Origin of the sequence: Bradyrhizobium sp., from assembly GCF_035570375.1 — a bacterium.
Classification (GTDB): domain Bacteria; phylum Pseudomonadota; class Alphaproteobacteria; order Rhizobiales; family Xanthobacteraceae; genus Bradyrhizobium.
Window position 1 is genome coordinate 1 of the sequence record NZ_DATMLW010000167.1, and the last position, 14,137, is coordinate 14,137.

The window sequence follows — 14,137 nt, forward strand, 5'->3', positions numbered from 1 at the left end:
CCGCGGTCGCGCTCGCCGATACCGACGCCAATTCCGTCGAGGCGGAAGCCCTGGCGCGCTCGGTCGTGTCCGACTTCGAGAGCTATGTGAAGCTCAACAAGAAGATCTCGGCCGAAGCCGTCGGCGTGGTCCAGGCGATCACGGATTTCGCCAAGCTCGGCGATAATGTAGCCGGCCATCTCGCCGTCAAGATCGCCGACCGCCAGGCCATCCTGGAAACGCTGTCCGTCACCGCGCGCCTTGAGAAGGTGCTGGGGCTGATGGAGAGCGAGATCTCGGTGCTGCAGGTCGAGAAGCGCATCCGCTCGCGCGTCAAGCGCCAGATGGAGAAGACGCAGCGCGAGTACTACCTCAACGAGCAGATGAAGGCGATCCAGAAGGAGCTCGGCGACGAAGAAGGCCGGGACGAGCTCGCCGATATCGAGGAGAAGATCGCCAAGACCAAGCTTTCCAAGGAAGCGCGGGAGAAGGCGCAGCACGAGTTGAAGAAGCTGCGCCAGATGTCGCCGATGTCCGCGGAAGCGACCGTCGTGCGCAACTATCTCGACTGGCTGTTGTCGATCCCGTGGAACAAGAAGTCCAAGGTCAAGAAGGATCTGGAGGCCGCGCAAGCGGTGCTGGATGCCGACCACTATGGGCTTGAGAAGGTCAAGGACCGCATCGTCGAGTATCTTGCAGTGCAGTCGCGCGCCAACAAGCTGACCGGGCCGATCCTGTGCCTGGTCGGACCTCCCGGCGTCGGCAAGACTTCGCTCGGCAAGTCGATCGCGAGGGCGACGGGGCGCGAATTCGTGCGCGTCTCGCTCGGCGGCGTGCGCGACGAGGCCGAAATCCGTGGTCATCGCCGCACCTATATCGGCTCGATGCCCGGCAAGATCATCCAGTCGATGCGCAAAGCAAAGACCTCCAATCCGCTGTTCCTGCTGGACGAGATCGACAAGATGGGTTCGGACTTCCGCGGCGATCCGTCATCGGCGCTGCTGGAGGTGCTCGACCCCGAGCAGAATTCGACCTTCAACGACCACTACCTCGAGGTTGACTACGATCTTTCCAACGTGATGTTCATCACGACCGCGAATACGCTGAATATTCCCGGACCCTTGATGGACCGCATGGAGATCATCCGCATCGCCGGCTACACCGAGAACGAGAAGGTCGAGATCGCGCGCAAGCACCTGATTCCGAACGCGCTCACCAAGCATGGCCTGGATTCCAAGGAATGGTCGATCGACGACGAGGCATTGCTTTTGATGATCCGCCGTTACACCCGCGAAGCGGGCGTGCGTAACCTCGAGCGCGAGCTTTCGACACTCGCCCGCAAGGCGGTGAAGGACCTGATGATCTCGAAGAAGAAGTCGGTCAGGATCACCGAAAAATCGCTCGAGGAGTATCTCGGCGTGCCGAAATATCGTTACGGCGAGATCGAGACCGACGACCAGGTCGGCATCGTCACCGGCCTTGCCTGGACCGATGTCGGCGGCGAACTGCTCACGATCGAAGGGGTCATGATGCCCGGCAAGGGCAAGATGACCGTCACGGGCAATTTGCGCGACGTGATGAAGGAGTCGATTTCGGCAGCGGCCTCCTACGTCCGCTCGCGCGCCGTCGGCTTTGGCATCGAGCCGCCGCTGTTCGACAAGCGGGACATCCACGTCCATGTGCCTGAGGGGGCGACCCCGAAGGATGGACCTTCGGCGGGCGTCGCGATGGCGACCGCGATCGTTTCAATCATGACGGGAATTGCGGTTCGGCACGACGTCGCCATGACCGGCGAGATCACGCTGCGGGGCCGGGTGCTGCCGATCGGTGGGTTGAAGGAGAAGCTGCTCGCGGCTGCACGCGGTGGCATCAAGACGGTGCTGATCCCGGAAGACAACGCCAAGGATCTCACGGAAATTTCCGATGCGATCAAGGGCGGGATGAACATTATTCCGGTGGCCCGGCTCGACGAGGTCGTTTCCAAGGCGCTGGTGCGGCCTCCGGTGCCGATCGTCTGGGAAGAAGACAACGCGAAAGTACCAGTCACCCCGGATGCCGGCGATGAGGCGGCCGGTGGCCTGACGGCACACTGAACAGCCAAGGCAAACAATGAAGCGGCGCCTGCGGGCGCCGTTTCTTTTGGCGCGCAGGTGGTCGCGGAGTGATCGATGAAAATAGTCGGCCAATGCCATTGCGGACGCGTGACCTATCAAGCCGAGATCGATCCGCAAGCGGTCTCCATCTGTCACTGTACCGACTGCCAGCAACTCACCGGCTCGCCCTACCGCGTCACCGTGATCTGCGCAGGCGAACAAATCCGGATGACGGGAGAGGCTCTGAAAATCTACGCCAAGACGGGCGACAATGGCCGGACGCGGTTTCAGCACTTTTGTGGCGAGTGCGGCTCGCCGATTTTTACCAGCGGGGAGGGTGGCCCCGATGATTGGGGCATTCGCTGGGGCAGTATCCGTCAGCGCGAGCAACTCAAACCGATGCGGCAAATCTGGTGCCGCTCGGCCGTGGACTGGATCCACGACATTGCGGAATTGCCGGGGCGGCCCGAGGATTAGCCGCAAAAACGGAAGTTCGGGTGCGGGGAGGCCGAGCGAACAGGATGATCTCGTTCCTCCACAGTCTTGTCCCTTCGCTGCCCTTATCCCTTCACAGCCCTTGTCCCTTCACAGCCCTGTCCGGCCTTGCACCGAGGGGGATCGCAAGGCTAAAGACGGGGCAAGGGTGGCTAGCTCAGCTGGTTAGAGCATCTCGTTTACACCGAGAGCGAGATGGAATCTGAAGTACAGCAATCGCAGGCACTTCTTCTTTTCCGGCAGGGTCACGCCCATCAAACCTTTTTTCGTAGGCGAACGGTCGGGCGGTTACCAGTTTGTAGAGCACTTGCTTTACACGCATGTGGTCGGCGGTCGAGCCCGTCACCGCCCACCATTTTTGAGTATTGATTGATGAGGTGCGTATTATGCCTTCCCGCCAATACCGTAAGTTTGCGGAGGAGTGCCTGGAACGAGCTGTTCAAGCTCGGACGTCGGAAGATATCGACGCCTGGCTTTTGATCGCCGAAGAATGGCTTAAGCTCGCCGTTGAATTAGACGCCGCAAAGCAGCACTCCGAAACATCAGCGCAATAATAAAGCGGAGGACCAATGTTTCGTCTCGCGCTCTCTCTGCTTTTGACGCCGCTTCTCGTGACGTCTTGCCTTGCGCAGCAATTCCCCATTATGCCCGGCGGCGAGTTGCCCATCGCCGCGATAGAACTGGACAAGATGCCGTGGACGAAAATCCCAGGAATCGGCTCGCAGCAGGAATTTGCGACCATCGTCGGGGATCGCGCGAAACCCGGCCTATATATCCAATTGGTTCGGTGGCCGCCTCACGCGGTCCTCAAGGCCCATTCGCATCCTGATGACCGGTACGTGATCGTCCTGCGCGGCACGTTCTATCATGGCAACGCCGAAAAATTTGATGAGAGCAAATTGGAAGCGCGGCCGGCGGGCAGCTTTTTCACCGAGCCAAAAAATGTTCGTCATTTTGGAATGACGAAGGATGAGGGAGTGGTGCTCTATTTTGTCGGCACCGGCCCATCGACAACAGACAATCTCGAAAAATAAGCGCGGGACCGGAATCTCTCACCGCCCACCGTTTCCACGAATCGCGTAGGGTCGAGCGACCACCTCGAAGCTGGTGCGAGAAAGGTCACGCGGGAATGAAGAACGATACGCTTGTTTTTGATGCGATGGCTTTTAACCCTTCGACCGTGAGCTACGATATCTGGAAGGGCACTGGCACGCGCCAGGCAATAGCAGCCGCGGGATTTTTGGTGGTGGAAGCGTCGCGGAGAGGTTGCCCCAAGGAAATATTGAAAGACGGTTGGTCTTACCGACATTAAAGCGCGGGACCGTCGCCAGCCCCGCGCCCTTTGTTGTCGTGTCGGTCGTCAGTGTTCTAATTTGTCGCAGCGGAACCGAAGCCCCGCCTGGCTGTGCGCGGCAATAAGGCGCTGGCAGCCAATCGCCCGCAACACACCAACCTGGAGTATGAATAGCGACCCAATCCCAAAAGGGTTCCGGGGGCCAAAATGTTCCTGGCGATCGCGGCTTTGATTGGTTTCCTCTTCGGTGTTCTTGTCGGATACCTTTGGCGGGATCGTATTTCCCGCGCGCGCCGTGCAAAATATCGGGTCGAGCAGGAAAAGCGGCGCGCGATCGAGATGGATTGGGCTTCAATTCGTGCTCGGGGCGAAAACAAAACGTGAGCGGGGACTTGAGCCCGCGCCTTTGGTTGTTCACAGCCTCAGCCTTCTGGCATCTGCTGGCGGTCGCCCTTTTTGGTTCGCGTCGGGTGAGCCTCAAGCCGTCGACATCGGCATCGATCGCGCGTTGAAGGCGCTCGGGCTTCACGTCTGTATGGCGCCATCCTTCGGCGCGGAGTTTGGCCCGCTTCCAGAGGACTGCCGCGACATCCGGCGCGGGAGTAAGCATCTGTTGCACAAGCGCGGCGCGCCACAGATCGACGAGTGCAAACCGGTCTTCGCCATCAGCCGATGGAAACTGATGGGAATCGCCACATTGTACATTTGGGCGATTCCAACCGCGGAATGCCAATCAAGCCGAACTCGCCAGTAACTCGGTCTCGTGCCGAGCGGCCCACCGGGCATTGCGACGGCTCAGCCGCAGGCAGTGGTTTCTGCAGCCATCGGTTAATGGCTCCGGAAGCTGTCGCTCGGGCTGACGTCAACTCGCTTGGAGGACAGCCGGGCGGTGGAAAACTGAATGGTTTGGCACTCATCCGCCCGAGGCGGAAACATAGGTCTTTCGATGGTCATGAGTGATGCTCGCGGTTTGCCGGTTTTTCAGGACCGGTTGCGCCAGCGATCGGGCTGGCACCGGGAGTCTGACAACACGTCCGCGAAGACGTGTCCGACTATCGCTGCAGCCATTACATCGCAATCAGCGGCGATCGATGGGCCGATGACATAAGGTTATCGGATCTCGAGCAGCGGTTTGTCTGCTCAGCTTGCGGTAGGCGCGGCGCTGACGTGCGGCCGGATTTCGATTGGGACAAGCTGCAAGTTGCACCTCGCGCTAGATCAAGCCGGCTCACAACTCAGTGACTGGCCTTGATTTTGTGACACCTATCACTGCAGCCATCCGACTTTTTGCTTAGCGTTGATTGTCGGAGTGCAGCGCTGTCGATTTGGGGCAGAGCAATTAAAGCGGTTGGCACTTGCCGCTACGGTATCCTTCGCACAGGGCAGCCCCACCGGCGTTCGATCTCGCTTAACACTTGTTATTCGTACAGACATGCCACTTCCTTTCGGGCACGGAGAGGTTCCCATGACCAAGCATCGAAGGATTACCGGATTCGTGACTGTCGCTCTGCTCGCTGTCGTCGCCACTACCGCCAACGTACGATCGCACTCGCATTCGACCGGTCTTGCTGTAGCATCGTCCGCGATCTCGATTGCGGAATTGACAGTTGGCACAAAGAATCTCCCGATCGAGGATTTCGACGACCAGTCGCTGGTTTTTCCGAGGGGGACGAATCGTTAAGCGAGGGGATCAATGCATCCAGCGATGAACCGCGCTGTGGATGCGTTCGGGCATTAATACAGCCACTGATTCCGCTCGGATCACCGCCGAAGTATCAAGCTACACCAACCGCGGCGGCCACCTAGTGCGCCACGCCGACTGTAGCGTGTTCCTTGGTGGCTAGTTGAGTGGCTGGTGACATCGGCTCGGCCGGTGTCAGTAAGCCCATCATCACCGCTTCTTGCTTGGTGACGCGGTGTCCCATGGCGCTTTCGAAGGCTAGGCACGGCGCAAATAGCGTGGCCACCGAGGCGGCGGACGGTTGCGGGCAATAATAACGCGGTTCGCTCTTGACCGAATAGGCAATCCCGGCACCTGCGGCAACGGCCATTGTCACGATCACAGCCAGATCTTTGGTTCTCATGGCGATCGTCTCCATCGCCCCCCAAAACTGCCGCTATTCCCCAAGCTGCTCAACCTTGGAAGTGACCGCAGAACATATAGGCCTCCCTCGGCCGAAGGTCGAGACGGCCTTCGCGATTCCGATCAATGACCGGTGTCCGGCATCGCCGGGGCGCTACACACCGCAGTCAAACACACGTGGAGAGAGAACGGAGGGCATGCTGCCATAAGCCGCAGGCCCAAGTTTGCGTTAGATCAAGCCCGTTCGTTCGAAACCACCGACAACGCCAGGATGCCCAACCTTGTGTTCAGCTGTCCAATGACCAAAACGAATGTCCAGTTCTGGCTGGACGAGGACGACGATATTCCGGACAGCGAGTATGAGGCGGTCAGGTGCAAAGTCTGCGGCATGTTGCATCTGATCAACCGGAAGACCGGCAAATTGCTGGATCAGAAGAAGGACAGCCCTCAAGCCGGAGGCTGATAGGAATGCAGCATTATCGGGCCTATTTCCTCGATGAGAACGGACATATTTCGAACGCCATCGATATGGAATGCACTGACGACGAACAAGCAAGGGAATGCGCTAAGAAATTCGTTTCTGGTCGCGATGCTGAGCTTTGGCACGAGGATCGGCTTATAGCGACATACAACCGCGTAAGCCCACTTCGCTAACACAGTGGTGGCCGATCGAAGTTCCGGGTGAAGGTCAAGAACCGCAAGCAGAATCGTGTGGTGGAGGCGCACGCGCTGTAAGGTTCCCGTAAGGCTCGGCTCCTAAATTCTCAAAGTCAAAACCCTCTACTCCCCGGTCCCGCCAACACGGGACCGATTTCTTTTGGGTCAGCCCTTTCCGGCGCGCCAATCCCGGCCGGAAGCTGTCCGCCGGTCTGAAGGTGAAGAAATGAGCGAGCTTGAGCCAACGCCAGAGCTTCCTGATAAGACACCAACCCGTGAAATTCGCCTCCCAACGCGGATAAAGAACGTGCTGTTTGCGGCTGGCCTGAAGACTGTCGGAGAGGTGCGCGAAACCTCGGACGAGGCATTGCTTAGCTTTCCCGATTTTGGAAAGGCCTCGGTCGCGCATCTTCGCGAGACGCTTGGTCCAGGCAAAAAGCCAGCCTAATTTGGGACGCCTGGTCGAGATCGGGCTGAAGGCGAGAAAGTGAAACGCTAGTCTGTCCCGTCGATAAATTTCTTATAATGACGGCCGTCGTGACGCCGCCAAACTGTTCCGCGCGCAAGCCGACCGGTGATTGTGCGTCTCGGTACATGACCCTGCACAGGTGCCAGGTCGTTGCCCGTGACGAGCGCTGGTTCAATTCGAGCATTCGAACCTGATCGCGAGGGATTAGGGCATCGCGCGGTCAAGCGGAAGCAAACCGGATGACCTCGTCCTCGCGGGCGTCGATCCGGCCTTGCACCGAGGGGGGTCGCAAGGCTAAAGACGGGGCAAGGGCGGCTAGCTCAGCTGGTTAGAGCATCTCGTTTACACCGAGAGGGTCTGCGGTTCGAATCCGTAGCCGCCCACCAGATCAAGCCACGCTACCGCCGGAAGCGTGCCAACGATGAACTTCACGAGCCATGGAAGCTCCACCAGGTCACGACAAGAACGCGGACCAGATCGCGTACTGGAACGGTCCAGGCGGCCAGCGCTGGGCCGATCGCCAGCAGATACAGGACATTCTGCTCAAGCCCATCGCCGATATCCTGATCGACCGCGCGCGCCCCAAACCTGGCGACTTCGTCATCGATGTCGGGTGCGGCAGTGGCGCCGTATCCATTGCTGCCGCGGAGCGGGTTTCGCCAACCGGACGGGTATTGGGAATCGATGTTTCAGGACCGATGCTCGAGCGCGCGCGCCAAATCGCGCCGGCTGGCCTGCCGGTCGATTTCATCCTGGCGGACGCAACCGTGTATCCGTTCGAACCAGCGCGCTTTGATCTTCTGATGTCGCGGTTTGGGGTGATGTTTTTTGCCGAGCCCGCGCGCTCTTTCGCCAATCTGCACAAGGCGCTGAAGCCTGCGGGCCGGCTGGCCTTCGCCTGCTGGCGGGAGCCTCGTGAAAACCCGTTTTTCATGCTGCCGCTGCAGGCGGTCTATAAGCATGTTCCGAAGCTGCCCCAGCTTGGGCCTGAAGATCCAGGGCCGTTCTCGTTTGCATCCGAGCAGCGGGTTACTCGAATATTGAGCGAGGCCGGCTTTTCCGGAATAGCGATGGAACGCTGCAATCTCACACTCGACCCGGCGGTTGGAGGTGGACTGGACGCCGCGGTTCGCAGTGCCCTGGAAATTGGACCGGCCGCCCGCGCGCTCGCGGAGCAGCCGCCTGAGGTGGTTGCAGCCGCCTCCCGCTCGATCCGCGAAGCGCTTGCGCCCTTTGCGAGGGGGCAAACAGTGCCGCTCGATGCCTCGATCTGGATCGTGACGGCATCCGTTTGACCAGGGCGTTCACAGGAAAGCCCGGCCGCCTCTTCCGATCAAAAATGCAATCGGTCCGTCGTGCGCGACCGCGTGTAACGCTGCGCTGATTGAGTTAAGCAGTCCACGACAACGCATCGCGGCCGTACGTTGCATCTGTTTCGGTCCAATCGATGATGGAGTCGAGCAGTCGCTAACGGCTATTGCTGGATGTGGCAGCTGTGGTCCGCTTCGTAACTTTAGAGCCAACGTGCCAATGCCAAGTCGTCACTTCACTTGTCTCCGATCCGGCTTGTGGTGCCAATTCGGTTGCCTGTTTCGCGATGGGGAAAGTCGCCTCTTCGACTACGGCTCGAGTAGTAGTCGGGATTGTGCCGGCAGCTTTTGCTGCGGGCCTATCGAAATATGGCGATGACAGTTTATCGGATTTTGCGAGCGGTGGGCTGTCAACGACCGCAGGATTCGGCGAAGGGGCCCGAAACGAAGCAGCCTCACCATCCATCGGGCGTGCGCCGATGTTGCTCCTTAAGGTAAAGAGGACGCCCAAGGAGATCAGGCAGATCAGCGCGAGCCAAACAATTCTCGACACTCTTGACCCTCATGTCCGCTGACAAGGCGGACCTCCCAAAAATGTCCAAAGTTTGTTTAGGAAACGGGATTCGCTCGGTCATTTCGACGATACCCACAGAAGGATAAGTTCTTGGACAACAGGGGCGCCACTAATCGACCATTTGCGGGTCAAAAAAAGGCCCCGGCGGCCAGGGAGCACCGGGGCCATCAGTGGCGCGTCCCCTCGGGCAGGAGTGTCCGGGGGAAGCCCAGCTTGGTCGGGCAATGTTGTCCTTGTTGCGTCATCTCGAGACGCGCAAAAGAAGTAGTCTCAATGAGCCTGAAAGGAAGCATCCCCGCGAAAGCGGGTTTGTCCGCTCTCATGCCATCGAGGTGAAGACATTCAGCCGCTCGCGTTCAAGTTCGTCGATTATTTTTTCGTGATGCTGGACCGACTCGCTCAACAGGTCGCGAATCGAGACGACCGCGACCGGTCGTTTATTGTCGACCACCGGCAGGTGTCGAATCCGGTGCTGATGCATAAGCCTCAGACAGTCGAGAAAAACACGATCGAGCTCGACGGTGACGACGTTGCGAGTCATGACGTCTGCGACGTGAGTAGTTTCGAGCGGCTTGTTCGCAACGACCACATGCCGGACGCAGTCTCGCTCCGACAGCACGCCAACGATCGCTCCTCGCTCGACGACAACAAGAAAGCCGATGTTCTTGTCGGCCATCATACGCAAGGCTGTCATCACGCTGTCGGCCGGGCCAACGGTCCATAATGACCATGGCTCCGGCCCGAGGATTTGCCGCAGCGATCGATAGGCGAGAATCTCTTCGGGTCGTCTGAGTGCGGAATTCATAGTGAACTGCCTCTCCATGATAGGTGACTATGACACGGACAGCTTCTCTATGACGGCTTTTATCAGATCATGTGCGATCAAGCGGAACCGCATGATCTCATCCCTTGTTTGAGCATGACCGTGCTCTGGCCATTCGAAATTGGCGCTGATCGTTTCTTAGTGCGGCTGCGAGGGCGCACGTTGACCTATGTCAAAAGTTGCGTTCCATTGAACCCGGGCATCGCGGCTGGCAACCCGATGATTCTAGCCTGGATTACGATTTTACGTTCCTATAACGCACTCGCGGTCGAGACGGATAGCCACACTAGGCGCGCTCTTCCCAGATCATCGCGAGATGGACGATAGTTTGCGCAGCCTTCTCCATGTCCTGCACGCTCACCCACTCCAGACGAGAGTGAAAGGCGTGCTCTCCGGCAAAAATATTGGGGCAGGGCAGCCCCATGAATGACAGCCGCGAGCCGTCGGTGCCGCCGCGGATCGCGGTCTTCGTCGGCGTCAGGCCGGTGCGGCGGACCGCCTCCACGGCGTTGTCGATGATCTCGGGGTGGCGATCGACCACCTGTTTCATGTTGCGGTACTGTTGCCTGATCTTCATCCGATAGGTGGAGCGCGGAAAGTCGCGCATCACCTCTTTGACAATGTCCTCAAGCAGCGCTTCCTTTTCTTTCAGCCCGGTTTCCGTGAAATCGCGCACGATCAACTCGAGCGTGGTCGTTTCCAGCGCGCCCGATATGCCGACCGGGTGCAGAAAGCCCTCTCTGCCTTCGGTGGTTTCCGGCGAGCAGGTCGTCTTCGGCAGGCGCTCGACGATCGCCGCGGCGATCTTGATCGCATGCTCCATCCTGCCTTTGGCAAATCCGGGATGGGTGCTGACGCCTTCGATCGTGATCGTGACGCCATCGGCGCAGAAGGTTTCGTCCTCGATATTGCCGGCGCTTTCACCGTCGATCGTATAGGCGAAATCGGCACCGAGCTTTTTCAGATCGACCTTGTCGACGCCGCGGCCGATTTCCTCGTCCGGGGTGAACAGGATCCTGATCGCGCCGTGCTTGATAAGTGGATTGCGAAGCAGGAACAGCGTCGCGTCCATGATTTCGGCGATGCCCGCCTTATTGTCGGCGCCCAGCAACGTGGTGCCGTCCGTGGTGATGATGTCGTTGCCGATCTGATCGGCAAGCGCGGGATGGTCTGCCGCACGAATGATCTGCGTGGGGTCACCCGGCAGCGCAATATCGCCACCGCGGTAGTTCCTGACGATCTGAGGCTTGACGTTGGCGCCGGTGCAGTCGGGCGAAGTGTCCATGTGCGAACAGAAGCAAATGACCGGAACCCGCTTATCGGTGTTGGCCGGGATCGTCGCGTAGACATAACCGTGCTCGTCCAGGTGGGCATCCGAAAGCCCCATCGCCCGGAGCTCGCTCGCCAGCAGGCGGCCCAGATCTTTTTGCTTTTCGGTCGAGGGACAGGTGGCGGAGGCCGGATCGGATTGGGTGTCGATCAGCACATAGCGCAAAAAGCGCTCGGTCACCGTACGGGCGAACTTCGGATGCGAGCTCACGGTCATAGCCGCGAGTAACAGAAAACGCCCCTCAGTGGTAGGCGCCATTCCGGCCGAGGACGTAAGCCGCGCCGGAATGACGCCAATTCGGGATTTGGAACAGGTGCCTGGTCAGACGGCTTCCTTGAGCTCCTTGGCCGCGCGGAAGGCGACCTTCTTGCTGGCCTTGATCTGGATCGCTTCGCCGGTGGCGGGGTTGCGGCCCATGCGGGCGGCGCGCTTGCGCACTTGAAGGATGCCGAGGCCCACCATGCGGATGCGATCGCCCTTCTTCAGATGCTTGGTGATGCGGTCCACCAGATCGGTCAGAATGGCTTCCGACTGCTTCTTGGAGAGTTCCTGGTCTTCGGCAATCGCCGCCGCGAGATGCTTGAGCGTGACGGTGGTCGGTGTCCCTGCCTTCTTCGCCATGTTTGGCCCTCCTCGTTGTTGATGGCTTAAGAACCGTAGGCGTATCAGGCCTTAAACGATTCGATGGCAATATGACTACGTTGTTTTGCCTGTAAATAGCCTATTTTCTGCATCGACCGCTAAAAAGAGCCTGAAAAACGCGGGGATTCGTAACCACCTTGACTTGCGAGGGGCGCGCCTTTAATTCGTCAGGCCCGAGCGGATCAATGTCCGATCAGGCTATCCGCGGGAGTAGCTCAGTTGGTTAGAGCGCCGCCCTGTCACGGCGGAGGCCGCGGGTTCGAGTCCCGTCTCTCGCGCCATCATTTTCAATCACTTAGCTTCCCTCCGCTGTTTTAGAAGTGTCACAAGGGGCGTCGATGTGACACTTTTGGACGCCCTCTGTTCCTCCAACCGCTGCGCGCCGATCGCTCTGGCCTCGTCGAAACGCCTGACGCTGGCGATGTTGACCGGGTTATAGGTCTTGCGCAGCTGCTTGTTGCGGTCGACCGTGTTGGCCATCTTGTTCGCCTGATCCTCGATCGAGCCGCCGCCGGCATCACCTTCGACGGCGCCGGACCTCCGCATATCCTGAAGCTGGCGCTTCTCATCTTTCCCGAAGGCCAGCTCGCGCACCTTGCGGAAATCCTGGTTCAAGGAACTCTTGGTGTAGGGGCGGGCAGGGACATGCTTGCCGCCGCCGTGGTCGCCGCCCCATTGTCCGGTTGCGCCGTCGCGGGCCACCGGCTTGCCGCCGCGGGTCCAGAACAGCGGCGTGGTGTCCAGCAGCTCGGCGCCGAAGCGCTCCACATAGGCCACCAGGATCGCCCGCGACCATTGCGTGAGGGTCGCGGCAGCGGCCTTGCCCGTCTTGGCCCGGTCGGTGAAGAACATCATCCCTGCCTCGTCGGCCTGACACTGCGCCGGCGTCAGGGTCCGCGCGTCGACCGGCGAGAACATTGAATCCCACGCCACCGCCATCAACGCGGCCAGCCCATAGTACTCGTTGCGCCATGCCACCTGCACCAGCGTCAGGACTTCCGACCGCAACCAGATCTGATCGCGCGGTTTCGGCGGCGTATTCGGGAAGGTCTTTGCCGGGTCGGCGCCGAGATCGCAGTACTTCATGCCGGCCATCTTCTTCCAGAGCGCGCGCCAAACCTTGATGACCATGTGGCGTTCGGTGGTCGAGACCTTGGCCTCGATCTCGGCGACCAGCCCTTTCGGCTCGCCGGTCACGGCATCGATGCGCAGGAAGTGTTCGGGCTCGATCGTGCGAGGATCGCAATCGCCGAACCGGTCCAGCCATTTCCATGCGCGCGGCCAGCTGTCGCGCTTTTCCTGTTCTTTGGTCCAGATTATGCCGTTGGCCACCCTGGCCGCCTTGCGCATTTCCATGGCGCGCTGATAGCCGCGACCAACGCTGCCTTCCGGATATGTCACCAGCGTCGTTCTAGCGGGCGCTGATTGCTGTCCGGAACGGACATGATCCCAAGCCCGGTTGAGTTCGATCGCGCGCCCCTGGTCCTCTATGCTTGCTGCGGGATTGCCTTCGGCATCTTTGCCGGGACCGCCGCGGCCCATGGTGACAAGACCGAATCCGCAAGCGCGCATCGCCTTGCTAGGGCGCCAGCGCCAGCGACCGTTGAGGTAGAGGAAATAACGGATCTTGTCCTTGCCCAAGGAGTCCTCGACGAGGCGCAAGGGGAGGGTGGCCTTAGACACCTAGTTTCTCCCGAGCATCCCGAAGAACCGGCCGGTCGGTCAAGGGTATGGCGTCGATTGTCACCCACTTATCGCCGTCTTTCGTTAGCACGGTACCGTCCGGCAGGATCGCCGCCACCTTCAGCCCGCACTTCTGCGCCGCCTTGATGCGCCTCTCTATATCGCGTTGGGTGTAGGGGTTTCGACGCGACACCGCACGTTCAATTGTTGGGGCATGGCGGTGACACATTCTCAATGTTCCTGTCGAGCGGCGGCCTTTCCAGGGCCACAGCGCGTAATCGTGGTTTCGCTTTTTTGCGAAAGCCGCCGCCCGACAAGAATTGGGAAATCGGTTTTCGCGCTACCCGGCCTGGAAAGCGGGGAAATTCGTTCGTTCTACTCAATGCAACTTAAACGCAACCGTGGCTAAGAAGAGACGGAAGCGCTGTATCGCCACACTCGTCTTCCCACTAGCAAGGTCAATGCCAAGTGGCGAAACGTTCCTTCAAGCCTTCCACCACCGGGAAAACCCGGGACCAAAGCAGGCAAGGCTTTTAACGCTCCCCTCAAAAGAGCTCTTCATAAAAAGTCTCCGTTGGGCGCTCGGCCGACCAAGCCACAAGCGCCGTGGTTCGCAGATTTCGCGAAACCGAGGCCCAACAGAGGAAGGGAATGGATTTCGCGCTTTTCCCGTTGGTCACGGGGAATTTCACTTAACGCGGACGA

At 59.5% G+C, this 14,137-nt stretch carries 13 protein-coding genes and 3 tRNA genes; 11 read left to right on the forward strand and 5 right to left on the reverse strand.

Annotation, left to right across the window (positions count from 1 at the left end; genetic code table 11):
• The 6 genes from lon to VNX23_RS18270 form a co-directional block, all read left to right on the forward strand.
• Window positions 1-2,072: endopeptidase La (gene lon / locus VNX23_RS18245; RefSeq protein WP_325632272.1), on the forward strand; the 2,072-nt coding region annotated here is incomplete at its 5' end.
• A gap of 75 nt (window positions 2,073-2,147) precedes the next feature.
• Window positions 2,148-2,549, forward strand: coding sequence for a GFA family protein (locus VNX23_RS18250; RefSeq protein ID WP_325632274.1), 402 nt, complete (start codon window positions 2,148-2,150; stop codon window positions 2,547-2,549).
• A gap of 300 nt (window positions 2,550-2,849) precedes the next feature.
• Window positions 2,850-2,922, forward strand: a tRNA-Val gene (locus VNX23_RS18255).
• A 214-nt stretch (window positions 2,923-3,136) separates the two neighbouring features.
• Window positions 3,137-3,601, forward strand: coding sequence for a cupin domain-containing protein (locus tag VNX23_RS18260; protein ID WP_325632275.1), 465 nt, complete (start codon window positions 3,137-3,139; stop codon window positions 3,599-3,601).
• 467 nt (window positions 3,602-4,068) lie between these two features.
• Window positions 4,069-4,245 carry a hypothetical protein gene (locus VNX23_RS18265; RefSeq protein ID WP_325632277.1) on the forward strand — a complete coding sequence of 59 codons (177 nt, stop codon included), beginning with the start codon at window positions 4,069-4,071 and terminating at the stop codon, window positions 4,243-4,245.
• A gap of 1,081 nt (window positions 4,246-5,326) precedes the next feature.
• On the forward strand, window positions 5,327-5,542 hold the full coding sequence (locus VNX23_RS18270; protein ID WP_325632278.1) for a hypothetical protein: 216 nt from the start codon (window positions 5,327-5,329) through the stop codon (window positions 5,540-5,542).
• 121 nt (window positions 5,543-5,663) lie between these two features.
• On the opposite strand, the gene VNX23_RS18275 is transcribed toward VNX23_RS18270, so the two are convergent.
• Entirely contained in the window at window positions 5,664-5,945 is a 282-nt protein-coding gene (locus VNX23_RS18275) for a hypothetical protein (protein ID WP_325632280.1), read from the reverse strand.
• Window positions 5,946-6,242: 297 nt separating this feature from the next.
• On the opposite strand from VNX23_RS18275, the gene VNX23_RS18280 reads away from it, so the two are divergent.
• From VNX23_RS18280 to VNX23_RS18295, 4 genes are all read left to right on the forward strand, one after another.
• A complete protein-coding gene (locus tag VNX23_RS18280; RefSeq protein ID WP_325632282.1) occupies window positions 6,243-6,407 on the forward strand; it encodes a hypothetical protein in 165 nt (54 codons plus the stop codon).
• 420 nt (window positions 6,408-6,827) lie between these two features.
• The gene (locus tag VNX23_RS18285; protein WP_325632284.1) at window positions 6,828-7,049 is read left to right on the forward strand and encodes a DNA-directed RNA polymerase subunit alpha C-terminal domain-containing protein; all 222 of its coding nucleotides are present in this window, start codon (window positions 6,828-6,830) and stop codon (window positions 7,047-7,049) included.
• Between the two features lie 330 nt (window positions 7,050-7,379).
• Window positions 7,380-7,456: transfer RNA gene (locus VNX23_RS18290), tRNA-Val, on the forward strand.
• A 51-nt stretch (window positions 7,457-7,507) separates the two neighbouring features.
• Window positions 7,508-8,365 carry a class I SAM-dependent methyltransferase gene (locus VNX23_RS18295; RefSeq protein ID WP_325632286.1) on the forward strand — a complete coding sequence of 286 codons (858 nt, stop codon included), beginning with the start codon at window positions 7,508-7,510 and terminating at the stop codon, window positions 8,363-8,365.
• A 908-nt stretch (window positions 8,366-9,273) separates the two neighbouring features.
• Here VNX23_RS18295 and VNX23_RS18300 read toward each other — a convergent pair.
• The 3 genes from VNX23_RS18300 to VNX23_RS18310 all read right to left on the reverse strand — a co-directional run bounded on the left by VNX23_RS18300 (window position 9,274) and on the right by VNX23_RS18310 (window position 11,728).
• Window positions 9,274-9,759, reverse strand: coding sequence for a CBS domain-containing protein (locus VNX23_RS18300; RefSeq protein WP_325632287.1), 486 nt, complete (start codon window positions 9,757-9,759; stop codon window positions 9,274-9,276).
• A 304-nt stretch (window positions 9,760-10,063) separates the two neighbouring features.
• Window positions 10,064-11,323, reverse strand: a complete 1,260-nt coding sequence (gene pepT / locus VNX23_RS18305) for a peptidase T (RefSeq protein WP_325632289.1) — start codon at window positions 11,321-11,323, stop codon at window positions 10,064-10,066.
• A gap of 105 nt (window positions 11,324-11,428) precedes the next feature.
• A complete protein-coding gene (locus tag VNX23_RS18310) occupies window positions 11,429-11,728 on the reverse strand; it encodes an HU family DNA-binding protein (RefSeq protein WP_325632291.1) in 300 nt (99 codons plus the stop codon).
• 225 nt (window positions 11,729-11,953) lie between these two features.
• Here VNX23_RS18310 and VNX23_RS18315 point away from each other — a divergent pair.
• A tRNA-Asp gene (locus tag VNX23_RS18315) sits at window positions 11,954-12,030 on the forward strand.
• A 10-nt stretch (window positions 12,031-12,040) separates the two neighbouring features.
• Here VNX23_RS18315 and VNX23_RS18320 read toward each other — a convergent pair.
• Complete coding sequence (locus tag VNX23_RS18320; protein WP_325632292.1) at window positions 12,041-13,432, reverse strand: hypothetical protein; 1,392 nt, start codon at window positions 13,430-13,432, stop codon at window positions 12,041-12,043.
• Window positions 13,433-14,137 lie beyond the last annotated feature (705 nt).